The following is a 23,270-nucleotide window of genomic DNA, read 5'->3' as shown; positions in this document are numbered from 1 at the left end:
GGGACCGCCCGTGCCGCCGGGCCGGTGCCGTCACGCCGTCTGCGGGTCGAGACGCCCGACGGCGCCCTCAGGTCCCCGCGACGCCGGAGAGCTCGACCGCCTCGTGCAGGTTCTCGACGGGGCGGACCGTCATCCCGGGCACCCGCTGGAGGTCGCCGGAGCCCTGCGCGGGGACCAACGCGCGGGAGAAGCCGAGCCGTGCCGCCTCGGCCAGCCGGCGTTGCACCCCGACGGTGGTGCGGACGTCACCGGTCAGGCCCACCTCTCCGACGGCGATCATCGTGGGGTCCAGCGGTCGCTGCGTGGCGGCGGAGATGAGCGCGAGGGCGACGGCGAGATCGACCGCCGGCTCCACCGCGCGCGCCCCGCCCACGGTCGAGACGTAGACGTCGGAGGCGGCGATGTTCGCGCCGAGCCGGGACTGGAGGACGGCGAGCGTCATGGCCACGCGGGAGGAGTCCACGCCCGAGGTGGTGCGCCGGGGGGAGCTCAGCGTGGACGGGGCCACCAGCGCCTGGATCTCCGTGGGCATCGGCCGCCTGCCCTCGAGCGAGACGGTCACGCAGGTACCGGGCACCGCCTGGCGGGCCCCGGAGAGGAAGAGTCCGGAGGGATCGGCGAGGCCGGTGATGCCGGCGTCGCCCAGGTCGAAGCACCCCACCTCGTCGGTGGGGCCGTAGCGGTTCTTCACCGCCCGCACCATGCGAAGGCGCGAGTGACGGTCGCCCTCGAACTGGCACACGACGTCCACGAGGTGCTCGAGCACCCGGGGACCGGCGATCGAGCCGTCCTTCGTGACGTGCCCGACGAGCAGCACCGGGATGTCGCGGGTCTTCGCCACGTTGATCAGGGCGCTGGCGACCGCGCGGACCTGGCTCACGCCGCCGGCGCTGCCGTCGATCGAGCCGTCCGCGATCGTCTGGACCGAGTCGACGACCAGCAGCGAGGGCTCCGCCGCGTCGACGTGCCCGAGCAGCGTGGCCAGGTCGGTCTCCGCGGCCAGCAGGAGGTTGGGCGTCAGGGCGCCGATCCGCTCTGCGCGCAGGCGCACCTGGCTCGCCGACTCCTCGCCTGTGACGTAGAGGACCGGCCGGCCCGCGCCCGCGCCCCCGGCCGGGGCGCCGGCGGAGACCTCGGCGGCCCGGGCGGCGACGTCCAGCAGGAGCGTGGACTTGCCCACGCCGGGCTCCCCGGCCAGGAGGACGACGGCGCCGGGCACGATGCCGCCGCCGAGCACCCGGTCGAGCTCGCTCACCCCGGTGCTGCGCGCCCGGGCGGCGTCGACGTCGACCTCGTGGATCGGGCGGGCGGGGGAGGACGGGGCGAGCGAGGCGGGCGCCCGGGAAGCCGGCTGCCCCGCCGTCGTCTCCTCGACGGTGCCCCACGCCTGGCACTCCCCGCACCGGCCCACCCACTTGGGCGTGGTCCACCCGCACTCGGCGCACCGGTAGGCGGTCCGGGCGCGGGCGGGCTTCGTGGTGGTCGGGCTCATGGGATCACCGTACGGCGGGGCGCCGACATCGCCGGGACGGCGCCGCAGACATCGCCGCCGCCGCCGCCCGCCCCGGCGCCGTCGGTCCCCGGGAATAGGGTCGAGGGAGCAACGCCGAGCGGAAGGAAGCACCGATGGACACCTCGCGCCAGATTCTCACCGACGACCTCCTCCAGCGGATCCACGGACGTGCGGCGCGCTACGACGCCGAGAACGTCTTCCCCCAGGAGGACCTGGACGACCTGGTCGCGGCGGGCTACCTCACCGCGATGGTCCCCGAGGCGATGGGCGGCGCCGGCCTGTCCCTGGAGGAGATGACCCGCGAGCAGATGCGCCTGGCCGCGGCCGCCCCGGCGACGGCGCTCGCGGTGAACATGCACCAGGTGTGGGTCGGGGTGGCCCGCTCCGTCCACGCCCGCGGCGACGACTCCTGCGACTTCGTCCTGCGCGAGGCGGCGGCGGGCGAGATCTTCGCCTTCGGCGTCTCGGAGGCTGGCAACGACCTCGTTCTCTTCGGGTCCGTCTGCGAGGCAAGGCCCGACGGCGAGGGCGGCTACTCCTTCCACGGCACGAAGATCTTCACCTCCATGGCCCCGGTCTGGACCCGCCTGGGCACCTTCGCCAGCGACACGACGGGCGAGGACCTTCCGCACAACGTCTGGGGCTTCGTCACCCGTGACGGCGGCGGCGTCGAGACGGTGGGGGAGTGGGACGTGATGGGCATGCGCGCGTCGCAGTCCTTCGCGACGCGGCTCGACGGCGCGCACGCGCCCGCCGACCGGATCGTCCGGCGCATCCCGCCGGGACCGACGGCCGACCCGTTCATCTTCGGCATCTTCGCCAACTTCGAGATCCTGCTCGCCTCCGTCTACACCGGCCTGGCCCGGCGGGCGATCGAGCTCGCCGTCGAGACGGTGAGGAGCCGCAGGTCGCTGAAGAACCAGAACGCCCCCTACTCCAACGACCCGGACATCCGCTGGCGCATCGCCGACGCGGCGATGCAGCTCGACGGGATCTACCCGCAGATCGCGCTGATCGCGCGGGACGTCGACGAGCAGGTGGACCGGGGGCCGCTGTGGATGCCGCAGCTGTCCGCCGTGAAGTCCCGGGCGACCGAGGTGGCGCTCGACGTCGTCACCAAGGCCGTGCGCGTCTCCGGCGGCTCGTCGTACTCCAACAACAAGGAGCTCTCCCGGCTCTACCGCGACGTCGTCGCCGGCCTGTTCCACCCCAGCGACGACGAGTCGGTCCACGGTGCCTGGGCGAACGCGCTCCTGGGGCCGGTCCAGCCGTGGCCGCCGGTCGAGGACGCCGCCGGCTGATCATGCCGGTGGCCCGGACGGCAGAGCCGTCCGGGCCACCGGGCCTGCGGGGTCAGCGCCCGCTGCGACGCTTGTTGAGCAGGTCGAACGCGACGGCGAACAGGAGCACGAGGCCCTTGATGGCCTGCTGCCAGGCCGGGTCGACGTTCATGATGGACAGGCCCATGTTGAGCACGCCCATGATGAGCGCGCCGATGATGGCGCCCGAGACCTTGCCGATGCCGCCGGTGACGGCCGTGCCGCCGATGAAGGCGGCGGCGATCGCGTCCAGCTCGAAGCTGTTGCCGGCCGCGGCGACCGCGGCGCCCGCGCGGGAGGTGGTGACGACCCCGGCGAGGGCCGCGAGGACACCCATGTTCACGAAGATGTAGAAGTTGACCTTGCGGGTGTTGACCCCGGACAGGACAGCGGCCTGGAGGTTGCCGCCGATGGCGTAGATGTGCCGGCCGAACACCGAGCGGTTCATCAGGAACGTGTAGGCGACGATCAGCACGCCGACGATGATCAGCACGATCGGCGTGCCGCCCGCGCTGCGCGCCAGCAGGTAGCTGACGAAGGCGATGAGCAGGCTGAACAGCGCGAGGCGGGCGACGAACGCCGGGAACGGCTCGAGCGCCAGGTCGTGCTTGCGGATGTTCCGGCGCGCCTGGAGCTGGGTCAGCACCAGACCGGCGATGGCGACGGCGCCGATGAGCAGGGTGACGACGTCGAGGTTCGCCACGTATCCCAGGAAGTTGGGCACGGAGCCGTTGGAGATCGCGTTGAACGGGCGCGGCAGGCCGGCCACCGTGGTGCCGACGAGCACGATGGCGAGCCCGCGGAAGATCAGCATGCCCGCGAGGGTGACGATGAACGCCGGGATGCCCACGTAGGCGACCCAGAAGCCCTGCCACGCGCCGATCACCGCACCGAGGACGAGCGCGGCCACGAGCGCGAGGAGCCAGTGGACGTCCCAGCTGTTCATCATGATGGCGGTGACGCCGCCGACGAACGCGACGACCGACCCCACGGAGAGGTCGATGTGGCCGGCGACGATGACCATCACCATGCCGATCGCCAGGATCATCACGTAGGCGTTCTGCTGCACCAGGCTGGCCACGTTGTTGGGCACGAGCAGCAGGCCGCCGGTGAGGATCTGGAAGAGAATCACGATCGCGACGAGGGCCGCCATGATCCCGTACTGACGGAGGTTCCGTCCGAAGTCCTGCGTCAGTGCGCTCATCGTGACGCACCCTCCTTGTCCATCGTCATGAAGTGCATGAGTCGTTCCTGGGTCGCCTCGGCGCGGGGCACCTCACCGGTGAGGCGGCCCTGGCTCATGGCGTAGATGCGGTCGCAGATGCCGAGCAGCTCGGGCAGCTCGGAGGAGATCACCAGCACCGCCTTGCCGGCCTCCGCCAGCGCGTTGATGATCTGGTAGATCTCGAACTTGGCGCCGACGTCGATGCCTCGGGTCGGCTCGTCGAGGATGAGGACGTCCGGGTCCGTGTAGATCCACTTGCTCAGGACGACCTTCTGCTGGTTGCCGCCGGAGAGCTGACCCACCACGGCGTCGACGCTGGGGGTCTTGATGCGCATGTCCTTGCGGTACCCCTCCGCCACGCGGGCCTCCGCGCTGCGGTCGACGACGCCGAGCCTCGAGATCTTGCCGAGGGCCGCCGAGGCGATGTTGCGCTTGATGTCCTGGATGAGGTTCAGGCCGTAGCGCTTGCGGTCCTCGGTGGCGTACGCGATGCCGTGCTCGATCGCCTCGCTCACGGTCCGGGCGTGGATCTCCGTGCCGTTCTTGTAGAGCCGTCCGGAGATGTTGTGCCCGTAGCTGCGACCGAAGATGCTCATGGCCAGCTCCGTGCGCCCCGCGCCCATCAGCCCCGCGAGGCCGACGATCTCGCCGCGCCGGACGGTCAGGCTGGCGCCGTCGACCACCTTGCGCTCAACGTCGATCGGGTGGTGCACGGTCCAGTCCTCGACCCGCAGCACCTCTTCGCCGACGCTGGGCTCGTGGTCGGGGAACCGGTTCTCGAGCGAGCGCCCGACCATGAGCCGGATGATGTGGTCCTCGCTCACGGGCTCGGGGCCGTGCATGTCGAGGGTCTCGATGGTGCGGCCGTCACGGATAACCGTGGTGGAGTCCGCGATGGCGGCGATCTCGTTGAGCTTGTGGGAGATCATGATCATCGAGATGCCCTGGTCGCGCAGCTGGCGCATCAGCGTGAGCAGGTGCTCGCTGTCCTCGTCGTTCAGCGCCGCGGTCGGCTCGTCCAGGATGAGCAGCTTCACGCGCTTGGAGAGGGCCTTCGCGATCTCGACCAGCTGCTGGCGGCCGACGCCGAGGTCCTTGACCTTGGTGTCCGGGTGGATGTCCAGGCCGACGCGGGCGAGCAGCTTCGCCGCCTCGCTGTTGGTGCGGTTCCAGTCGATGACGCCGGCGCTCGCCTGCTCGTTGCCGAGGAAGATGTTCTCCGCCACCGAGAGGTAGGGGCTCAGGGCGAGCTCCTGGTGGATGATGACGATGCCGCGCGCCTCGCTGTCGCGGATGGTGCGGAAGTCGCAGAGCTCGCCCTCGAAGGTGATCTCGCCGTCGTAGCTCCCGTGCGGGTAGACGCCGGAGAGAACGTTCATGAGCGTGGACTTGCCGGCGCCGTTCTCGCCGCAGATGGCGTGGACCTCGCCGCGCCGGACCGTCAGGTTGACGTCCTGGAGCGCCTTGACGCCCGGGAAGGTCTTCGTGATGTCCCGCATCTGCAGGATCGCGTGGTCGGACGGCACCGCCGGACGGGCGGGTGCCACGGAGGGCGACGGCGCCGCGGCGCCGGCGGGCGAAGGGTGGTCGGATGACATGGCGTGCTCCTGTGGGTCGCTTCGACGGGCACGCCCGCCGGCCCGGTGAGGGCCGGCGGGCGGAGCGGGTCAGAGACCGAGCTCGGCGGCGTCGTAGAAGCCGGACTCGACGAGGGAGGACTCGACGGTGTCGGGCGTGACGACCTGCGGGGGCAGGAGGTAGGACGGCACGACCTTGACCTCGTTGTCGTAGGTCTCGGTGTCGTTGACCTCGACCTCCTCGCCCGTGACGATCTGGTCCACCATGGTGGCGACCTGCTCGCCGAGGGTGCGGGTGTCCTTCCAGACCGTCATCGACTGCATGCCCGCGAGCATGTTCTTCACGTTCGCGAGGTCGGCGTCCTGGCCGGTGACGATGGGGAACTCGTCGCCGGGCGCGTAGCCCGCGGCGTCGAGAGCCTGCTCGATCCCGAGCGCGAGGGAGTCGTTGGGGGAGAGGACGACGTCGACCTTCTTGTCGGCGTAGAAGGAGTTCAGGCGGTTCTCCATCTCGGACTGCGCCTTGGCGGACTCCCAGCCCTGGATGCCGATCGAGGTCCACTCGTCGTTGGACGCCGGCGCCTTGCCGGACGGGACGACCAGCTGGCCCTTCTCGACGTAGGGCAGCAGCACGTCCCACGCGCCGGAGAAGAAGAACTTCGCGTTGTTGTCGTCCGGCGAGCCCGCGAAGGGCTCGAGGTTGAACGGGCCGGCGCCGTCGGCGAGGCCCAGCTGCTCCTCGATGAACTTCCCCTGCAGCTGGCCGACCTGGTAGTTGTCGAACGTCGCGTAGTAGTCCACGGACTCGGTGCCGTTGATCAGGCGGTCGTAGGCGATGACGGTGATGTCCTTCGCCTTGGCGGAGTCGAGCACCGGGCCGAGAGCGGTGCCGTCGATGGAGGCGACCACCAGGACCTCGGGGTCCTGGTTGATCATGTTCTGCAGCTGGGTGATCTGCTGGTCGACCTTGTTGTCGGCGTACTGCAGCGAGGTCTCGTACCCCATGTCCTGGAGCAGCGCCTCGAGGTTCTCGCCGTCGTTGTTCCAGCGCTCGAGGGAGCGCGTGGGCATCGCGATGCCGACGAGTCCGCCGCTCTCGCCGCCCGTCTCACCGCCCGCGGCGGGGGTTTCGGTGCGCTCGCTGCTGCAGGCGGCGAGGGCGGTGGCGGCCAGCGCGGCCCCGGCCACCACGGCCATCAGCTTCTTGTCACGAAGAGACATCGTCGTCATAACCCTTCTTCGGGTCGGCCGTCGTCGGCCGGCCTCACTCGGAGAACCACCAGGCTTCGCGCGCCGTGGCCGCTGCGGTACCCCTCGGGGTCCGTCCGCATCGCCCTGCGCATCACCGGCTCAGAGGTTTGTTGTGCCGAGGAACATATTCGACGAATCCGTCGATCGCAAGGCGTCCGGATCACGAAACGGTCTCGCCGCTCCGGCGACGTTCCGGAGGGGCGCGTCCGGCGGTGCCGTGAGGACCTTGGTCCCGGAGCGGGGAGGCGCGTCGGCTGCTCGGACGCCCCGGGACGTCGGCGTCGGGCAACGGAGGGGGCCGCGGCGTCGCTCACGTGGGACGGCGGCGGCTCGCCGGACGGAGGACGGCGGGGTGCTGCGCGACGGTGGTGGCTCGCCGGCGGGCGCGGTGGGTGTTCTGCGCGGCGGTGGGCGTCCTGCGCGGCGGTGGCTCCCGGGCCCATGCGTGCGCCGGGCGCGCTGCCGCCCGCCGGCCGTGCGACGTCGGAGACCGGGCCGCACGGCGGACCTGGCTGTGCGGGCCGGACGGCCTGCGGGCCGGGCTACGCCGAGGTGCGGGCGACGGCGTCGATCCACGCCGCCGGCTCGCGCGCCACCCACTCGAGCGCGCGCATGGCGCCGCCCGTCGCCGCGGGGGCGGCGTCCGCGGGGGCCACGCGGAGCGTGGTCGAGGACCACGGGCCGGCGAGGGTCCGCACGCGCAGCTGCTCCTCGATGCCGGGTCGGAGCAGGTCCACGAGAGGGATGAAGGCCGCGCCGAGGACGATCTCGCCGACGTCGATGACGTTCACCGTGCCCGCCAGGGCGATGCCCAGCGCCCACGCCGCGCGCTCGACGGCAACCCTCGGCGCCCCGTAGCCCGAGGCGGCCGCGGCCGCCAGGTCGGCAGGCGTCGCCGACGTCGGCAGCGCCGCGGCCTCGAGCACGGCGTGCTTGCCCGCGTAGCGCTCGAGGCAGCCACGTGCCCCGCAGTGGCACTGGGGCCCCGTGGGCTCGATCGACACGTGCCCGATCTCGCCGGCCCAGCCGTGCTGGCCCCGCACCACCCGGCCGTCCACGACGATCCCGGCGCCGACGCCGATGTCGCCGGCGACGTAGAGGAACGTGCTGGAGTCGGCCACGCGCCCCGGCGCCTCGTGGGCGACGCCGTAGGCGGCGAGGTTGGCGTCGTTGTCGACGAGCAGCTCGACGCCCGGCGGCAGGAGCCGAGGCCCCATGAGGTCGGCCGGGGTCAGCTCGTGCCAGCCCAGGTTCGGTGCCAGGAGCAGCCTGCGGTTGCCCGTGTCCACCAGCCCGGGAAGGCCGAGGCAGGCGCGCGCCACGCGGGCGCCCGAGGCGGTGGCGCGGCCGACGAGGTCCCGGGTGAGGTCACCGGCCGCGCTCAGCACGGCGGCGGGGTCGGACGACTCGAAGTCGCCCGCGACGTGCTCCTCGGCCACGATCGCGCCCGTCAGGTCCATCACCCGGCCGGCCATGTAGTCGACGTTCACCTGCAGCCCGAGGCCGACGATGGTGCCGCCGGCGGGGGTGAGGGGGACGGCGGGGCGGCCGGGGCCGCCCGCCCCCCGGGGGTCGTGCTCGGCGACGATGCCCGCCCGGATGAGCTCGTCGACCAGGCGGGAGACGGTCGAGCGGGTCATCCCCGTCGCGGCCGCCAGACGTGCGCGTGAGACGGGGGAGCTCGCGAAGATGGTCTCGCTCGCCAGGGCCAGATTGTGCTCGCGTAGGGACGATTGCCGGGCCGCGCCGGCATCGCCCCTTGACCGGGTGCGTGGGGCCTGCGTCGGCTCGGGCGCAACGCTGCGCTCGGGGCTTGTGCTCACGGCTTGACCCTACCGGATCCCTCCCGGTAAGTTTCGCGGTACAACAAATCTCGACGAGGAGACTCACATGGTGCGCAAGCCCACCCCCGAAGACCGCTTCTCCTTCGGCCTCTGGACCGTCGGCTGGACGGCCCGCGACCAGTTCGGCGAGGCCACCCGCCCCGCCCTTGACCCCTGGGAGTACGCCGCACGGCTGGCCGAGCTCGGGGCGTGGGGCGTGACGTTCCACGACGACGACGTCGTGCCCTTCGGCTCCGACGACGCCGCCCGCGAGCAGATCCTCACCACCTTCAAGAAGGCGGTCGACGACGCCGGCCTGGTGGTCGAGATGGTCACCACCAACACCTTCTCCCACCCCGTCTTCAAGGACGGGGCGTTCACCTCCAACGACCGCTCGGTCCGCCGGTTCGCGCTGCGCAAGATCCTGCGCAACGTCGACCTGGCCGCCGAGCTCGGCGCAGAGACCTTCGTGATGTGGGGCGGCCGCGAGGGCAGCGAGTACGACGGCGTCAAGGACGTCAACGCCGCGCTCGACCGCTACCGCGAGGGCATCGACGCCGTCGCCGGCTACATCAAGGAGAAGGGCTACGGGCTGCGCATCGCGCTGGAGCCCAAGCCCAACGAGCCCCGCGGGGACATCCTGCTGCCCACCGTCGGCCACGCGCTCGGCTTCATCGCCGAGCTGGAGAACGGCGACATCGTCGGGCTGAACCCCGAGACCGGCCACGAGCAGATGGCGGGCCTGAACTACACCCACGGCCTCGCCCAGGCGCTGTGGTCCGGGAAGCTGTTCCACATCGACCTCAACGGCCAGCGGTCCATCAAGTTCGACCAGGACCTGGCCTTCGGCCACGGTGACCTGCTCTCGGCGTTCTTCACCGTGGACCTGCTGGAGAACGGCTTCCCCGGCGGGGGGCCCACCTACACCGGCCCGCGGCACTTCGACTACAAGCCCTCGCGCACCGAGGGCATGGAGGGGGTCTGGGACTCCGCACGCGCCAACATGGAGATGTACCTCGGACTGGCGGAGAAGGCCCGCGCCTACCGTGCGGACCCCGAGGTCCAGGAGGCCTTCGAGCAGTCCGGCGTCCTGGAGCTCTCGCAGCCCACGCTCGCCGAGGGGGAGACGCTGGCCGACCTGCTGGCCGACCGGTCCGCGTTCGAGGACTTCGACCCGGACGCGGCCGCCCGGCGTGAGTACGGTTTCGTCCGGCTGAACCAGCTGGCGATCAACCACCTCATCGGCTGAGGTCGGCGATGGGCGAGACGCTGGTCGCCGGGGTCGACTCCTCGACGCAGTCCTGCAAGGTGGTCGTGCGCGACGCCGAGACCGGGGCGCTGCGCCGCTTCGGTCAGGCGCCGCACCCCGAGGGCACCGAGGTCGACCCCGAGGCCTGGTGGGACGCGCTCCAGGCCGCGGTCGCGGCGGCGGGCGGGCTCGACGACGTCGCCGCGGTCTCGGTCGCCGGGCAGCAGCACGGCATGGTGGTCCTCGACGCCAACGGCGAGGTGATCCGCCCCGCCCTGCTGTGGAACGACACCCGCAGCGCCCGCGCGGCCGAGGACCTGATCGCCGAGCTCGGCCGGGCCGGCGGCGGTGACGCCGCCGCCGGCCCGGCCGCCTGGGCCACGGCGACGGGCACGGTGCCCGTGGCGTCCCTGACCGTCACCAAGCTGCGGTGGCTCGCCGACCACGAGCCCGAGAACGCCGCCCGGGTGGCGGCCGTGGCCCTTCCCCACGACTGGCTCACGTGGCGGCTCGGCGGGGCGGGGTGCTGGGACACGCTGACCACCGACCGCTCGGACGCCTCGGGCACCGGGTACTTCGACACGGCGGCCGGCACCTACCGCCGCGACCTGCTCTCCCTCGCGCTGCGCCGGGACGACGCGGAAGGCATCGTGCTGCCCCGCGTGCTGGCCCCGGCCCGTGCGGCGGGGGCCGGTGACGACGCGGCGGGTCTCGGCCACCTCGTGCTCGGACCGGGCGCCGGCGACAACGCCGCGGCCGCCCTCGGCCTGGGGATGAGCCGGGGCGACGTCGCCATCTCGGTCGGCACCTCCGGCGTCGTCTCGGCGGTCTCGGCGGAGCCGGTGGCGGACCCCTCCGCCCTCGTCGCCGGGTTCGCCGACGCCACCGGCGCGTTCCTGCCGCTGGCCGTCACGCTGAACGGCTCACGCGTGCTCGACGCCACCGCCCGGCTGCTGGGCGTCGACCACGCCGGGCTCTCCGCGCTCGCGCTCGCGGCCGGCCCGGGTGCCGCGGGGCTCACCTTCGTGCCCTACCTCGAGGGCGAGCGCACGCCGAACCTGCCGGCGGCGACCGGCTCGCTGGTCGGTATGTCGCTGGCGTCCATGACGCCTGAGAACGTGGCTCGTGCGGCCGTCGAGGGGCTGCTGTGCGGCCTCGCGGACGGGATGTCCGCCATGGAGGCGCAGGGTGTGCCGGTCGAGCGTGTCCGCCTCATCGGCGGCGGGGCGCGGTCGGAGGCCGTCCGCCGGATTGCCCCGGCCGTCCTCGGCCGTCCCGTGCAGGTCCCGGAACCGGGGGAGTACGTCGCCGACGGCGCGGCCCGCCAGGCCGCCTGGGTCCTCGCCGGCACGGCGGGGCCGCCGGAGTGGTCGACGTCGCGGGTGCAGACCTACGAGGCGGAGCCGACGGCGGTCCGCGACCGCTACGCGGCCCGCCGCCACCTCGTGGCGGAACGCGAGTCCTGACGCGGCCGCGCGCCGCGCCGCCCGGGCCGTGGCGCGGGCGGCGCGGCTCAGGGCCGGTGCGCGAAGGTCTCCAGCAGCCCCGAGTCGCCGCTGACGATCAGCAGGTCCTCGGCGCCGACGCGGGTGGTCGGGGTGGCGTACTCGAACGGCTCGCCCGGCGGCTTCACCCCGATGACCGTGACGCCGTACTTCTCCCGGACCCGCGACTCCGCGAGCGTGAAGCCCTGCGTCTCGCGCGGGGGCCGCATCTTGACGATCGTGAAGCCGTCCTCCATCTCGATGTAGTCGAGCATGCGTCCCGAGACCATGTGGGCGACGCGCGCCCCGGCGTCGTACTCGGGATAGACCACGTGGTGCGCGCCGATGCGCCGCAGGATGCGCCCGTGCTCCGCGCTGACCGCCTTGGCCCAGATCTGCGGGATCTCGAGGTCGACCAGGTTCGCGGTGATGAGCACCGACGCCTCCAGCGAGGTGCCCACGCCGACGACGGCGACCTGGAACTCCTCCGCACCCAGCTGCTCGAGGGCGTCGGGGTTGGAGGCGTCGGCCTCCACCAGCGGCAGCCGGTGGGACCACTGCTGGACGAGGTCCGGGTCTCGCTCGACGGCGAGCACCTCGCGCCCGAGCTTCTCCAGCGTCGCGGCCAGGGCCGCGCCGAACCGCCCCAGCCCGATCACCAGGACCCCGGTGTCCCGGGAGACCTGCCTGTCACTCATGAGAACTCCTTGTCCGTCCCGGTCAGCCGATGACCGGGCGTTCGTTGGGCATGCGGATGACGCGGCGCCGCTCCCGGATCGCCAGGGCGGCCGCCAGGGTCATGGTCCCCGTGCGGCCGGCGAACATGAGGGCGCTGAGCACGTACTTGCCGGCGTCGGGAAGGTGCGGGGTGATGCCGGTGCTCAGGCCGACCGTGGCGAACGCCGAGATCACCTCGAAGAGCACCACGTCGAGGTTGTACTCCGTGAGCGTGAGCAGGGCGAGCGTCGCGACCCCCACGAGGGTCGCGCCGAGGAAGGCGACGGACACCGCGAGGCGCACCGTGGAGGAGCCGATCCGCCGGCCGAACGCCTCGACGTCCCGGTCGCCCCTCGCCTCCGCGACGATCGCCAGCAGCAGCACCGCGAACGTGGTGACCTTGATGCCGCCCGCCGTGGACGCGGACCCGCCGCCGACGAACATCAGGGCGTCGGTGACGAACCAGGTGGCCTCGCGCATCTCGCCCGTGTCGACGGTGGCCAGGCCCGAGGACCGCGGGTTGGTGCCCTGGACGAGGCTGGCGAGCACCTTCTCGTCGAGGTCTAGCGGCCCGAAGGTGTTCGGGTTGGTCCACTCGAACGCGCCGATGGCGACGACGGAGGCGACCATCAGCAGGCCGTACGTGCTCAGCGTCAGCTTGGTGTGGAGGTTCCACCGCGTCCACGGCGGGCGGCGACGGCGGTCGCGCAGGCTGCGCGCGACGTCGAGGATGACCGGGAACCCGATCGCGCCGACGGCGGTGCCGACGACGATCGGCAGCCCCAGCCACCAGTCGCCGACGTGCGGGAGGAGCCCGCCGTCGATGATGACGAAGCCGGCGTTGTTGAAGATGCTCAGCGCCATGAAGAGCCCGTGCCACAGCGACGTCCCCACCGGCTCCCCCAGCGCGAGGAAGCGGGGCACGAGCACCACGGTCAGGGCGCCCTCGATGACGAGGGAGGCCACGACGACCGCGCGGATCAGGGAGCCCACCTCGCCGAGCCGCGTGGTCTTGGTCTCGGAGGCCGCGAGCATCCGCTGCGTGAGCCCGATGCGGCGCGAGACGGCCAGGCCGAGGATCGAGGCGAGGGTCATCACGCCCAGGCCACCGATCTTGATGCCGACGAGGATGACGGCCTGGCCGAAGGTGGACCAGTAGCTCGCCGTGTCCACGGTCACCAGGCCCGTCACGCACACCGCCGACGTGGCGGTGAACAACGCGTCGACGAACGGGGCGCGCTCGCCGCTGGCCGTGGCGGCCGGGAGGGAGAGGAGGACGGTGAAGACGGCGATGATGGAGGCGAAGACCATCAGGGCGAGCCGGGCGGGGGAGTTGCGGGCGACGTGGTCGAGCCAGTCCCGGCCCGTCTCCAGCACGGCGGAGGTTCGTGTCGGCTGCACGCGCCCCCTCCTGGTCGTTCGCTCCCGCCCGCGTCCGCCGCAGGTCGGGAACACTCTGGCACACGGCGGCGCGGCGGGCGCCGCGGCACGGCACGGATCGGCGCCCTCTGGGTCTACGGTGAAACCCATGTCACGGACGGTGATGGTCTGGTCGGAGGATCTGGTCGGCTACGACTTCGGCGCCGGCCACCCGATGGCGCCCGTCCGGCTCGTCCTCACCTACGAGCTGCTCTCCGACCTCGGGGTGCTCGACACCCCCGGCCTGAGTCTCGTGCCGGCACCTGTCGCCTCCGACGCCGAGCTCGAGCTGGTCCACACCGCCGACTACGTGGCGGCCGTCCGCGAGGCCGAGGAGGACGGCCGGCCGCGGCCCGAGCGTGGGCTCGGCGACGGCGACACCCCGGTCTTCGGCCGGGTCCACACCGCGTCCGCCCGCATCGTCGGGTCGACCCTCGCCGCGGCGCGGGCGGTCTGGGACGGGGACGCTCCCCGGGCGGTGAGCCTGGCCGGCGGCATGCACCACGCCATGGCGCAGCGGGCCTCGGGGTTCTGCGTCTACAACGACGTCTCGGTCGCGATCGCCTGGCTCCTGCAGGCGGGCGCGCGGCGGGTGGCCTACGTCGACCTCGACGCCCACCACGGCGACGGCGTCGAGCGGGCGTTCTGGGACGACGACCGGGTCCTGACCGTCTCGGTGCACCAGCACCCCGGCAGCCTCTTCCCCGGGACGGGCTACCCCCAGGACGTGGGGTCGGCCGCGGCGCGCGGCACGGCCGTGAACGTCGCGCTGCCGCCGCACACGGCCGACGCCGGATGGCTGCGCGCCGTCGAGGCGCTCGCGGTGCCTCTCGTGCGTGCCCACGCGCCCGACGTGCTGGTCACGCAGCACGGCTGCGACTGCCATCGCGACGACCCGCTCGCGGAGCTCGACGTGTCCGTCGACGCCCAGCGGCGTTCCATGACGCTGATGGCCGAGCTGGCCGACACCTACGCCGGTGGCCGCTGGCTGGCCACCGGGGGAGGCGGGTACGAGGTGGTCGGGGTCGTGCCGCGAGCGTGGTCCCACCTCGTCGCCGTGGCCGCGGGCTGCCCGATCGACCCCGCGACGCCCGTGCCGGAGTCCTGGCGCCAGATGGTGCGCGACCTGGCCGATGTGACCGCGCCGCTGACGATGTCCGACGGCGGCGACCCCGAGATCCGGCGGTTCACGGACGGCTACAACCCCGACGACGAGGTGGACCGGGCGATCATGGCGACCCGGCAGGCCGTCTTCCCCTGGCACGGCCTGGATCCCTATCTCGACTGAGGTGGCACAGCCGCGGCGGGTGCCGCGTGAGCGGGCGGAGGCCGGGCGATTTCGCGCGGGTGTCATGTGGACGGCAACCGGCGGCCCGCACGCCGGCCGAAGCATTTCCGCCGGGGCGCACTTACCCCTATATTTCGTCCATGGAGTGGCCGCCCTCGCCTGGGTGGTACCGACGAGAACGGGTGGACATGGCCGAGCAGCTGGGAGCGCCGCGGTTCCTCACCGTCGCCGAGGTCGCCGAGCTCATGCGGGTGTCCAAGATGACGGTCTACCGCATGGTGCACTCGGGGGAGATCCCCGCGGTGCGGATGGGCCGCTCCTTCCGCGTCCCTGAGGCCGCCGTCGAGAAGATGATCTCCGAGGGCCTCGGCGACGAGTGGGGCGCCGTCGGTAACGCCCGTTAGGGCGCTCGGCGCCGGAGCGGGTAGACTCACCCTGTTCTGCACGCGGCCGGCGCCGCGTGCTGCTGACGTTCCGCCCCCGATCATCAGTGAGGTCCCCTATGGGCTCGGTCATCAAGAAGCGTCGTAAGCGCATGTCGAAGAAGAAGCACCGCAAGCTGCTTCGGAAGACGCGTCACCAGCGTCGTAACAAGAAGTGACGTCGGCGCCCGCCAGTCGGGCGCGCTGACCCCAGGCCCGGCCCCGTGCCGGGCCTGAGTCGTTCCCGCTCTCAGACCCCGGCGCGCGAGCGGACCTGGCGGACCACGGCCCGCACGACGACGGTCGTCGCCCACGCCGCGCCCGCCCAGCGCGCCGACCGCGCCCCGGTGCGCAGGTCCTCCCGCATCGACCTGCGGCGGCTGCGGAAGTCCCGGACCGGCCAGCCGGCCGTACCCGCGTGGGCCCGCAGGCGGGGTTCGGGGTTGATGGCGCACGGGTGGCCGACGGCGGACAGGAGCGGCACGTCGTTGATCGAGTCGCCGTAGGCGTAGGAGAGGGACAGGTCGAGCCCGCGGTCGGCGGCGAGCTTCCGGACCGCGACCTCCTTGCCGGCGCCGTGGAGCATGGTGCCCTCCAGTCGCCCGGTGTAGTACCCGTCGACCGCCTCGACGCGGGTGCCGAGCGCTCCGGTGGCACCGAGCCGGCGGGCGAGCAGGTCGGAGATCTCCGTGGGGGTGGCGGTGATCAGCCACACCTCGTGCCCGGCGAGCAGGTGCGCGTTGAGCAGGGCGCGGGTGCCCGGGAAGATCCGCAGGTCGAGGACCTCGTCGTAGACGTCCTCGCCTATGGAGATGATCTCGGCCACGGACCGGCCGATCATCAGGCGCAGGGCGCGCTCCTTGATGGCGGCGATCCGGCGCAGGTTCTCCCCGTACAGGGCGTACGCGATCGAGTGACGGACGGCGAAGAGGATGTCGCGCATCCCGAAGAACTGGCGGCGGTGAAGCTCGCGGGCGAGGTGGTAGGCGCTGGCCCCGCGGACGATGGTGTTGTCGACGTCGAAGAACGCGGCTGCGCGTGCCGTCCCGCCGGGGTCCTCGGGTCCCTCCACCGTGCCAGCCTAGCGGCGGCCCGCCGGGCCCCCGACGGCCAGCCAGATCGGCCGGCCAGACGGTTGGCCAGACCGGGCGGCCAGACCGGGCGGCCCGTCCAGGCGGCCGTTCTCGCCTGCGTACCCTCGGGGTATGAACGTTCCCGTCGAACCCGAGATGCGCGTCGTGCTCTACGGCCGCGCCGGCTGCCACCTGTGCGACCAGGCCCGCACCATGCTCGAGCGGGTGCGCGAGGAGACGGGGGAGGGGTTCGTCGAGGTCGACATCGACACCGACGACGCCCTGCGCGAGCAGTACGGCGAGCTCGTCCCGGTGGTCACCGTCGACGGGGTGCAGCAGGGCTACTGGCGCATCGACGCGGCCCGGGTGCGCGCGGCGCTCGCCTGACGGAGGCGTTCGGGTGCGCGCGGCGCTCGCCTGACGGAGGCGGGTGCGCGCGGCGCTCGCCTGACAGAACGACGGCGGCACCTGGGGGGAGGTGCCGCCGTCGCGGTCGTGGGGGCGGGGTGCCCGCCCGGGTGCCGCCGGAGCGGCGGGTGGGTCAGGCGTCCTTCGGCGTGGCCTCGACCTCGAGGAGGATCTTGACCTTGTCGCCGACCAGGACGCCGCCGGCCTCGAGGGCCGCGTTCCAGGTCAGGCCGAACTCCTTGCGGGAGATCTCGGTGTTCGCGGAGAAGCCGATGCGCTTCGAGCCGAACGGGTCGGTCACGGCGCCGTTGTACTCCACGTCGAGGGCGACCGGCTTGGTCACGCCGTTGATGGTGAGGTCGCCCTTGAGGCTGAACTCCTCGCCGTCGCCCTCCAGGCCGCCGGTGACGAAGGTCCAGGTGGGCTTGTTCTCGGCGTCCCAGAAGTCGGCGGAGCGCAGGTGGCCGTCGCGGTTGGCGTCGCCGGTGTTGATCGAGGAGGCGTCGATGGTGACGATCGCGGAGGACTGGGCGATGTCCTCGGCCACGACGATCTGGCCCTCGAACTTCTCGAACTTGCCGCGCACCTTAGAGATGCCGGCGTGGCGGACGGTGAAGCCCACCTCGGTGTGGGACGGGTCGATGACGTAGGTGCCTGCGGGGATGGTGCTCATGTAAGCGCTCCTCCTGGGTGCGGGGCTCCCGGCCCCCGGTCGAGGGCGAGAAGTAGTTGACGTTTGAACTATATACTCGGGGGGTCAAGGGTGCGCAAGAGGTATCGCCAGGACGTCTGGTGAACGAACGGTGACGCGCCTCACGCGCCCGGCCCTACGATCTCTGGCACGGCCAGGTGTTCCGCCTCCGCGGGGCACGGGCCGGCGCTGCGGCCCGGAGCTCAGCCCACGCGTCGCCCCCGGCGATGCCGAACGAGGAAGTGAACATGCCCGCACCGACGTTCCCCGTGGTGGCCCCGCGGTGGCTCGACGCCGACCAGCAGCGCGCCTGGCGCAACTACCTGCGCGGAAGCGCCAGCCTGCAGGAGGCGATCAACCACGACCTCGAGCAGTCGGCCGGCATGTCGCTGAGCGAGTACGAGGTGCTCGTGCGGCTGTCGGAGGCGGAGGGGCGGACCCTCCGCATGTCCGTGCTGGCTGACGAGCTCGTGCACTCCAGGTCCCGGCTCACCCACACGATCCGCCGCATGGAGGCGGCCGGGCTCGTCGAGCGCACGACCTGCGCGGAGGACCGCCGCGGCGTCAACGCCACCCTGACCGACGAGGGCTTCGCGCGCCTGGAGGCCGCCGCGCCGGGGCACGTGGAGTCGGTCCGCGCGCGAATGGTCGACCGACTCACGCCCGAGCAGATGCGGGTGCTCGGCGAGATCATGTCGGTCTTCGTGGAGGACGACGAGCCCGCCGAGGCGTGACCGCCTCCCGGCCCGCGGGATCGATCCGACGGCGGCCGCGTGGGCGACCCTGACGCCGGTCCGCGGGGGCGATCCGACGGCGGCCGCGAGAGTGACCCCTACGCCGGTGTGCGGGGCGATCCGACGGCGGCCGCGTGGGCGACCCTGACGCCGGCCCGCCGACCCGACGTCGGACCGTGAGCCTGGCCACCCCCGCCGCCCCGGCGTGCTGTGTCCGTGCCGGAGTTTGCGACACTGGGGACATGCAGCGAACGACCGTCCATCTGATGCGGCACGGCGAGGTGCACAACCCCGAGGGCATCCTGTACGGGCGCCGGCCCGGCTACCGGCTGTCCGACCGCGGCCAGGAGATGGCCGCCCGGGTGGCCGACGTGCTGCACGCCGGCGGGCACGACGTCCGCCTCGTCGTGGCGTCGCCCCTGCAGCGGGCGCAGGAGACCGCGCTCCCGACCGCCACCTCCTACGGGCTGGAGGTCGGGACCGACCCACGGCTGATCGAGGCGACCAACCACTTCGAGGGTGTCGCCATCAACGCCAACCGCATGGTCCTGGCGCACCCGCGCAACTGGCCCGCCTACGTCAACCCGTTCCGGCCCAGCTGGGGCGAGCCGTACCGGGTCCTGATCCGCCGCATGCGCGACGCCGTCGCCGCCGTCCTGGACCACGCGGCGGGCGGCGAGGCCCTGCTCGTCAGCCACCAGCTGCCGATCTGGGTGACCCGGCTGCACCTCGAGCGCCGGCCCCTCGTCCACGACCCCCGCCGCCGGCAGTGCTCCCTGGCGTCGCTCACCTCGCTGACGTTCGAGGGCCGCAAGCTCGTCGGCCTGAGCTACTGGGAGCCGGCGGGCGAGCTGCTGCTCGGTGCCACCGACATGGTGCCCGGCACGTCCGCGGCCGCCGAGAACGAGGGCGAGGAGGGCGAGTGAGGCCCGGGACCCACCGGACAGCGGTCCTCCGCTCCGCCGTCGGCCTCGGTCTCGCGGCCGCCCTGCTCGCGGGCTGCGCCCCGGGCGGGACCACGGAGAACGCGGCCGCCGTCGACGCCGGCTACGAGGCCGGTGACGGCTCCTTCACCACATGGAAGGCGGCCGAGCGCGGCGACCCGGTCGAGCACACCGGCACCAGCTACGACGGCACCGAGATCGACCTCGCCGACTGGCGCGGCGACGTCGTCGTCCTCAACTTCTGGTACGCCGCCTGCCCGCCCTGCCGGGCGGAGGCGCCCGACCTCGCCGCGATCCACGCCGACTACTCGGACCAGGGCGTGCGCATGCTGGGCATCAACCCGCGCGACGACGCCGGGACCGCGCAGGCCTTCGAGCGCACCTTCTCCGTGCCCTACCCCTCGCTCCACGACGAGCAGGCGCGCGGCGTCGCCGCCCTGGAGGGGCTCGTGCCCCTGCAGGCCATGCCCTCCACGGTCGTGCTGGACCGCGAGGGGCGCGTCGCCGCCCGGATCCTGGGCCAGGCAGACCCGACCATCCTTCGTGGCCTGGTCGACGACGTCCTCGCCGAGGAGGCCTGACCGGCGTGTGGGAGCAGATCGCCGAGCTCTTCCAGCGCACCGTCATGGACGGCTCCATGCTGGCGGCGCTGCCGGTCGCCGCCATCGCGGGCGCCGTCTCCTTCGCGTCCCCGTGCGTGCTGCCGCTGCTTCCCGGCTACGTCGGGTACCTGGGCGGGATGGCGGGCGTCGAGGCCGGGCGGCCCGCCGCCGTCGGGGCGGCCGCGGCCGGCCGGGGGGCCGCGGCCGGCCGGGGGGCCGGTGCCCGCGGACCGGCAAGGTCAGGCGGCCGCGGCGTCCGGCGGGGCGGCAGCGGGCGTCTGCTCGCCGGGGTGCTGCTCTTCGTCGCGGGGTTCTCCGCCGTCTTCGTCCTCCTCAGCCTCGTCTTCTCGTTCGCGGGGATCGCGCTGCAGCAGTGGATGGACGTCATCCTGCGCGTCGCGGGTGTGCTCGTGATCCTCATGGGACTGGCGTTCATGGGCGTCGTCCCGTTCCTGCAGAACGAGCGGCGGCCACACGTGGCGCCCCGGGCCGGCCTCTGGGGGGCGCCGCTCCTCGGCGTCGTCTTCGGGCTCGGCTGGGCCCCGTGCATCGGCCCGACCCTGGCGGCCGTCCTCACCCTCTCCCTCGACGGCGCCGACCCGGCGCGCGGCGTCACGCTCGCCGTCGCCTACTGCCTCGGGCTCGGGGTCCCCTTCGTGGCGATCGCGATGGCCTTCTCCCGGTCCACCCGCGTGCTGGACTTCCTGCGCCGGCACCGCCGGGCCATCCAGCTCCTCGGCGGCGGCCTCCTCGTGCTGCTCGGCCTCGCGCTGGTGAGCGGGCTGTGGGCCACGTTCTCGGCGTACCTGCAGGGTCTCGTCGCCAACTTCCAGACGGTGGTGTGACCATGGCGCGCAAGGCTTCCGCCGCGACGGCGGACCCGACGAACCTCAGCTCCAAGGCGGGCCTCGGGCAAGAGGACGGCGCCCCCGTGCAGCCCTCGCTCGGCCTGCGGGGGTGGCTGCGGTGGATGTGGCGACAGCTCACGAGCATGCGGGTGGCGCTCATGCTGCTCCTGCTCCTCGCCGTCGCCGCCCTCCCCGGCTCGTTCTTCCCCCAGACGCCGCAGGACCCCGCCGCCGTCTCCGACTACCACACGGACCATCCGGCGCTGGCCCCGTGGCTGGAGCGCCTCGGGTTCTTCGACGTGTACAGCTCGGCGTGGTTCGCGGCCATCTACCTGCTCCTGTTCACGTCGCTGATCGGCTGCATCGTGCCGCGGGTCGCCGTGCACTGGAGGGCGCTGCGCTCGCAGCCGCCACGCGTGCCCCGCTCCTTCGCGCGGTTCCCGGTGCGCGACGAGCGGGTGGTCGCCGAGGAGCCGGAGGCGGTCGAGGCCGCCGTGCTGCGCTCCCTCAAGGGTCGCTACCGCACCGCCGTCACCCCGGACGGCATCACCGCCGAGCGCGGGTACCTGCGCGAGACCGGCAACATCGTCTTCCACCTCTCCCTCGTCGGGGTCCTCCTCGCGATGGCGGCCGGGCAGCTGTTCAGCTACCGCGGCCAGGCGCTGGTGGTCGAGGGCGAGGCGTTCGCCAACTCGGTGGTCGACTACGACTCCTTCGACCCGGGCACCCTGTTCGACCCGGACGAGCTCGAGCCGTTCACATTCACGCTCGAGAAGTTCACCTCCGCGTTCACCCTCGACGCGCAGGCCCGCGACTTCGCCGCCGAGGTGAGCGTCACCGAGCCCGACGGGTCGGTGCGCGAGGAGACCATCAAGGTCAACCACCCCATGAACGCGGGGGGCGCGAACGTCTACCTCTCGGGCAACGGGTACGCGCCGCGCCTGACGGTCCGCGACGGCGCGGGCGAGGTCGCGTTCTCCGGGCCGGTGCCGTTCCTGCCCGAGGACGTGGTCTACACCTCCCGCGGGGTGGTGAAGGTCCCCGACGTCAGCCCGAGCCAGGAGCAGCTCGGGCTCACCGGCGCGTTCCTGCCCACCGCCGTCGTCGAGCCGGACGGGTCCGGCGCCTACTCCGTCCACCCCCAGCCCACCTCGCCGCTGCTCGTGCTGACGCTCTGGGCGGGCGACCTCGGGCTGGACGAGGGGGTGCCGCAGAACGTCTACGTCCTGGACTCCGACGACATGCGCCAGGTCTACGAGGAGGCGCCCGACGGTTCGCCCGGCTCCGCCGAGGGCGGTCAGAAGCCCGTCACGCTCTTCCTCGAGCCCGGCGCCACCGTGGAGCTGCCCGAGGGGCTGGGCACGGTCACGTTCGAGGACCTGCCCCGCTTCGCCGCGCTCGACCTGCGGTACGACCCGTCGCTGCCGTACCTCCTGACGTTCGCCGTCACCGCGATGCTCGGGCTGTTCGGCTCGCTGTTCGTCCCGCGCCGCCGGCTCTGGGTCCGGCTGGCTCCGGCGGCCGACGGCGGAACGGCCCTCAGCGCGGCGGCGCTGGCCCGCGGGGACGACCCGGGCCTCGACCGGGACCTCGAGCGGGTGCTCGAGGCCGCCGGCACCACTGTGCACAATGATCCGACGCCCGCTGACGCCGGTGCGCCGGCCCAGGAAGGAACGACCCGATGACTGACCTCGGCCAGCTGAGCACGCTGCTCATCTACGGCGCGATGGCCGCCTACACGGTGGCGCTCGTGGCCTTCGCCGTCGACCTCTCCGGCCTGCGCGACCGCGGGCCCGCCGAGCGGCGCCGCAAGGCCGTCGGGATCGCCATGTCCACCACCGTGGTGGGTGCCGCCCTGCACCTGCTGGGCGTGGTGACCCGCGGCGTCGCCGCCGGGCGGGTCCCGTGGGCGAACATGTACGAGTTCTCGATCCTCTTCAGCCTCGTCGCGGTGCTGGTCTTCCTCGGGCTGCAGCGGGGCCGCGACCTGCGGTTCCTCGGCACGTTCGTGATCGGTCTCGTCCTCCTCATGCTCGGCATCGCCGTGTCCGTGCTGTACGTGCGCGCCGACGGCGTCCCGCCCGCGCTCGACAGCTACTGGCTCGTCATCCACGTCTCCATCGCGACCATCGCCACCGGCGTCCTCGCCGTCGGCGCGGTGCTCTCCGTGGTCCAGCTCGTCCAGGAGCGCTCGGAGCTCCGGCGGGCGGCGCACGCCTCGGCGCAGGTGCCCGAGCCGGCGCTGGCCGGCGTGAGCGGCGGGCCGGCCGCGGACGCTGCCGACGCCGGTGCGGCGGGTGCGGCGACGCGCCCCGGTCGCTGGTCGCGGCTGATGGAGTCGGCGCCCAGCTCGGCGGAGTTCGAGCGACTGGCCTTCCGCCTCAACGCCGTCGGGTTCATGCTCTGGACCTTCACCATCATCGCCGGCGCCATCTGGGCCGAGCACGCGTGGGGCCGCCCCTGGGGCTGGGACCCCAAGGAGACGTGGTCCTTCGTGATCTGGGTGGTCTACGCCGCCTACCTGCACGCCCGCGCCACCCGCGGCTGGGAGGGGCGCCGGGCCGCCTACCTGTCGATCTTCGGCTTCCTCTGCGTGCTCGCGAACTACTTCCTGGTCAACCTGCTCTTCAACAGCCTGCACGCCTACAGCGGCATCGGCTGAGCCGTACGCCTGCAGCCGCAT

22 protein-coding genes are annotated in these 23,270 nt (G+C 72.8%); 13 read left to right on the top strand and 9 right to left on the bottom strand.

Annotation, left to right across the window (positions count from 1 at the left end):
- Positions 1–67: 67 nt before the first annotated feature.
- On the bottom strand, positions 68–1,492 hold the full coding sequence (gene radA / locus ABD774_RS07895; RefSeq protein ID WP_345039568.1) for a DNA repair protein RadA: 1,425 nt from the start codon (positions 1,490–1,492) through the stop codon (positions 68–70).
- A gap of 134 nt (positions 1,493–1,626) precedes the next feature.
- On the opposite strand from radA, the gene ABD774_RS07890 reads away from it, so the two are divergent.
- Positions 1,627–2,814, top strand: coding sequence for an acyl-CoA dehydrogenase family protein (locus tag ABD774_RS07890; protein WP_345039565.1), 1,188 nt, complete (start codon positions 1,627–1,629; stop codon positions 2,812–2,814).
- 52 nt (positions 2,815–2,866) lie between these two features.
- Here the strand turns inward: ABD774_RS07890 and mmsB are convergent, their stop codons facing one another.
- From mmsB to ABD774_RS07870, 4 genes are all read right to left on the bottom strand, one after another.
- Entirely contained in the window at positions 2,867–4,036 is a 1,170-nt protein-coding gene (mmsB, locus tag ABD774_RS07885; RefSeq protein ID WP_345039563.1) for a multiple monosaccharide ABC transporter permease, read from the bottom strand.
- On the bottom strand, positions 4,033–5,556 hold the full coding sequence (gene mmsA, locus ABD774_RS07880; RefSeq protein WP_345039766.1) for a multiple monosaccharide ABC transporter ATP-binding protein: 1,524 nt from the start codon (positions 5,554–5,556) through the stop codon (positions 4,033–4,035). Before mmsA ends, mmsB begins: the two co-directional genes overlap by 4 nt.
- A 168-nt stretch (positions 5,557–5,724) precedes the next feature.
- Positions 5,725–6,855 carry a multiple monosaccharide ABC transporter substrate-binding protein gene (gene chvE, locus ABD774_RS07875; RefSeq protein WP_345039764.1) on the bottom strand — a complete coding sequence of 377 codons (1,131 nt, stop codon included), beginning with the start codon at positions 6,853–6,855 and terminating at the stop codon, positions 5,725–5,727.
- 572 nt (positions 6,856–7,427) lie between these two features.
- A complete protein-coding gene (locus ABD774_RS07870) occupies positions 7,428–8,708 on the bottom strand; it encodes an ROK family protein (protein ID WP_345039561.1) in 1,281 nt (426 codons plus the stop codon).
- A gap of 67 nt (positions 8,709–8,775) precedes the next feature.
- Here ABD774_RS07870 and xylA point away from each other — a divergent pair, with 67 nt between their 5' ends.
- Both xylA and xylB read left to right on the top strand, forming a co-directional pair.
- Positions 8,776–9,957, top strand: a complete 1,182-nt coding sequence (gene xylA / locus ABD774_RS07865) for a xylose isomerase (protein ID WP_345039558.1) — start codon at positions 8,776–8,778, stop codon at positions 9,955–9,957.
- An 8-nt stretch (positions 9,958–9,965) separates the two neighbouring features.
- Entirely contained in the window at positions 9,966–11,423 is a 1,458-nt protein-coding gene (xylB, locus tag ABD774_RS07860) for a xylulokinase (RefSeq protein ID WP_345039556.1), read from the top strand.
- 47 nt (positions 11,424–11,470) lie between these two features.
- On the opposite strand, the gene ABD774_RS07855 is transcribed toward xylB, so the two are convergent.
- Together ABD774_RS07855 and ABD774_RS07850 are read right to left on the bottom strand one after the other, a co-directional pair.
- A complete protein-coding gene (locus ABD774_RS07855) occupies positions 11,471–12,139 on the bottom strand; it encodes a potassium channel family protein (RefSeq protein WP_345039554.1) in 669 nt (222 codons plus the stop codon).
- Positions 12,140–12,161: 22 nt separating this feature from the next.
- The gene (locus tag ABD774_RS07850) at positions 12,162–13,688 is read right to left on the bottom strand and encodes a TrkH family potassium uptake protein (protein ID WP_486327283.1); all 1,527 of its coding nucleotides are present in this window, start codon (positions 13,686–13,688) and stop codon (positions 12,162–12,164) included.
- Here ABD774_RS07850 and ABD774_RS07845 point away from each other — a divergent pair.
- From ABD774_RS07845 to ABD774_RS07835, 3 genes are all read left to right on the top strand, one after another.
- Positions 13,687–14,865: an acetoin utilization protein AcuC gene (locus ABD774_RS07845; RefSeq protein ID WP_345039549.1), complete on the top strand. Its 1,179-nt coding sequence runs from the start codon at positions 13,687–13,689 to the stop codon at positions 14,863–14,865. The two genes, ABD774_RS07850 and ABD774_RS07845, sit on opposite strands and share 2 nt — an antisense overlap.
- A 188-nt stretch (positions 14,866–15,053) precedes the next feature.
- Positions 15,054–15,269 (top strand): helix-turn-helix domain-containing protein, encoded by a 216-nt coding sequence (locus tag ABD774_RS07840; RefSeq protein WP_248256502.1) that lies wholly within the window; start codon positions 15,054–15,056, stop codon positions 15,267–15,269.
- A gap of 98 nt (positions 15,270–15,367) precedes the next feature.
- Positions 15,368–15,466: a 30S ribosomal protein bS22 gene (locus ABD774_RS07835; RefSeq protein ID WP_005504750.1), complete on the top strand. Its 99-nt coding sequence runs from the start codon at positions 15,368–15,370 to the stop codon at positions 15,464–15,466.
- A 71-nt stretch (positions 15,467–15,537) separates the two neighbouring features.
- On the opposite strand, the gene ABD774_RS07830 is transcribed toward ABD774_RS07835, so the two are convergent.
- Positions 15,538–16,359, bottom strand: a complete 822-nt coding sequence (locus ABD774_RS07830; protein WP_345039544.1) for an HAD family hydrolase — start codon at positions 16,357–16,359, stop codon at positions 15,538–15,540.
- 133 nt (positions 16,360–16,492) lie between these two features.
- Between ABD774_RS07830 and ABD774_RS07825 the strand changes: the two genes are divergently transcribed.
- Positions 16,493–16,747 carry a glutaredoxin family protein gene (locus ABD774_RS07825; protein ID WP_345039542.1) on the top strand — a complete coding sequence of 85 codons (255 nt, stop codon included), beginning with the start codon at positions 16,493–16,495 and terminating at the stop codon, positions 16,745–16,747.
- A gap of 154 nt (positions 16,748–16,901) precedes the next feature.
- On the opposite strand, the gene ABD774_RS07820 is transcribed toward ABD774_RS07825, so the two are convergent.
- A complete protein-coding gene (locus tag ABD774_RS07820) occupies positions 16,902–17,441 on the bottom strand; it encodes a YceI family protein (protein WP_345039540.1) in 540 nt (179 codons plus the stop codon).
- Between the two features lie 266 nt (positions 17,442–17,707).
- Here ABD774_RS07820 and ABD774_RS07815 point away from each other — a divergent pair, with 266 nt between their 5' ends.
- The 6 genes from ABD774_RS07815 (at position 17,708) to ccsB (ending at position 23,249) form a co-directional block, all read left to right on the top strand.
- Positions 17,708–18,193 carry a MarR family winged helix-turn-helix transcriptional regulator gene (locus ABD774_RS07815; RefSeq protein ID WP_345039537.1) on the top strand — a complete coding sequence of 162 codons (486 nt, stop codon included), beginning with the start codon at positions 17,708–17,710 and terminating at the stop codon, positions 18,191–18,193.
- Between the two features lie 242 nt (positions 18,194–18,435).
- Positions 18,436–19,119, top strand: a complete 684-nt coding sequence (locus ABD774_RS07810; RefSeq protein WP_345039535.1) for a histidine phosphatase family protein — start codon at positions 18,436–18,438, stop codon at positions 19,117–19,119.
- On the top strand, positions 19,116–19,718 hold the full coding sequence (locus ABD774_RS07805; RefSeq protein WP_345039533.1) for a TlpA family protein disulfide reductase: 603 nt from the start codon (positions 19,116–19,118) through the stop codon (positions 19,716–19,718). Before ABD774_RS07810 ends, ABD774_RS07805 begins: the two co-directional genes overlap by 4 nt.
- Before the next feature lie 5 nt (positions 19,719–19,723).
- Complete coding sequence (locus ABD774_RS07800) at positions 19,724–20,584, top strand: cytochrome c biogenesis CcdA family protein (RefSeq protein WP_345039530.1); 861 nt, start codon at positions 19,724–19,726, stop codon at positions 20,582–20,584.
- A 2-nt stretch (positions 20,585–20,586) separates the two neighbouring features.
- Positions 20,587–22,272, top strand: coding sequence for a cytochrome c biogenesis protein ResB (gene resB, locus ABD774_RS07795; RefSeq protein WP_345039528.1), 1,686 nt, complete (start codon positions 20,587–20,589; stop codon positions 22,270–22,272).
- Positions 22,269–23,249, top strand: a complete 981-nt coding sequence (ccsB, locus tag ABD774_RS07790) for a c-type cytochrome biogenesis protein CcsB (RefSeq protein ID WP_345039525.1) — start codon at positions 22,269–22,271, stop codon at positions 23,247–23,249. Before resB ends, ccsB begins: the two co-directional genes overlap by 4 nt.
- The last annotated feature ends 21 nt before the right edge of the window (positions 23,250–23,270 follow it).

The organism is Georgenia daeguensis (assembly GCF_039537705.1).
Lineage (GTDB): Bacteria > Actinomycetota > Actinomycetes > Actinomycetales > Actinomycetaceae > Georgenia > Georgenia daeguensis.
This window is presented reverse-complemented; position numbering and strand designations above follow the sequence as displayed.

What these genes read in the sequence shown, in the direction of transcription:
- xylB (WP_345039556.1), top strand. Translation starts at nt 9,966, where the DNA reads ATGGGCGAGACGCTGGTCGCCGGGGTCGACTCCTCGACGCAGTCCTGC.
- ABD774_RS07845 (WP_345039549.1), top strand. Translation starts at nt 13,687, where the DNA reads ATGTCACGGACGGTGATGGTCTGGTCGGAGGATCTGGTCGGCTACGAC.
- ABD774_RS07820 (WP_345039540.1), bottom strand. Translation starts at nt 17,441, where the DNA reads ATGAGCACCATCCCCGCAGGCACCTACGTCATCGACCCGTCCCACACC.
- ABD774_RS07850 (WP_486327283.1), bottom strand. Translation starts at nt 13,688, where the DNA reads ATGGGTTTCACCGTAGACCCAGAGGGCGCCGATCCGTGCCGTGCCGCG.
- radA (WP_345039568.1), bottom strand. Translation starts at nt 1,492, where the DNA reads ATGAGCCCGACCACCACGAAGCCCGCCCGCGCCCGGACCGCCTACCGG.
- ABD774_RS07855 (WP_345039554.1), bottom strand. Translation starts at nt 12,139, where the DNA reads ATGAGTGACAGGCAGGTCTCCCGGGACACCGGGGTCCTGGTGATCGGG.
- mmsB (WP_345039563.1), bottom strand. Translation starts at nt 4,036, where the DNA reads ATGAGCGCACTGACGCAGGACTTCGGACGGAACCTCCGTCAGTACGGG.
- chvE (WP_345039764.1), bottom strand. Translation starts at nt 6,855, where the DNA reads ATGTCTCTTCGTGACAAGAAGCTGATGGCCGTGGTGGCCGGGGCCGCG.
- ABD774_RS07825 (WP_345039542.1), top strand. Translation starts at nt 16,493, where the DNA reads ATGAACGTTCCCGTCGAACCCGAGATGCGCGTCGTGCTCTACGGCCGC.
- ABD774_RS07890 (WP_345039565.1), top strand. Translation starts at nt 1,627, where the DNA reads ATGGACACCTCGCGCCAGATTCTCACCGACGACCTCCTCCAGCGGATC.
- ABD774_RS07840 (WP_248256502.1), top strand. Translation starts at nt 15,054, where the DNA reads ATGGCCGAGCAGCTGGGAGCGCCGCGGTTCCTCACCGTCGCCGAGGTC.
- ABD774_RS07835 (WP_005504750.1), top strand. Translation starts at nt 15,368, where the DNA reads ATGGGCTCGGTCATCAAGAAGCGTCGTAAGCGCATGTCGAAGAAGAAG.
- ccsB (WP_345039525.1), top strand. Translation starts at nt 22,269, where the DNA reads ATGACTGACCTCGGCCAGCTGAGCACGCTGCTCATCTACGGCGCGATG.
- mmsA (WP_345039766.1), bottom strand. Translation starts at nt 5,556, where the DNA reads ATGCGGGACATCACGAAGACCTTCCCGGGCGTCAAGGCGCTCCAGGAC.
- resB (WP_345039528.1), top strand. Translation starts at nt 20,587, where the DNA reads ATGGCGCGCAAGGCTTCCGCCGCGACGGCGGACCCGACGAACCTCAGC.
- ABD774_RS07810 (WP_345039535.1), top strand. Translation starts at nt 18,436, where the DNA reads ATGCAGCGAACGACCGTCCATCTGATGCGGCACGGCGAGGTGCACAAC.
- xylA (WP_345039558.1), top strand. Translation starts at nt 8,776, where the DNA reads ATGGTGCGCAAGCCCACCCCCGAAGACCGCTTCTCCTTCGGCCTCTGG.
- ABD774_RS07815 (WP_345039537.1), top strand. Translation starts at nt 17,708, where the DNA reads ATGCCCGCACCGACGTTCCCCGTGGTGGCCCCGCGGTGGCTCGACGCC.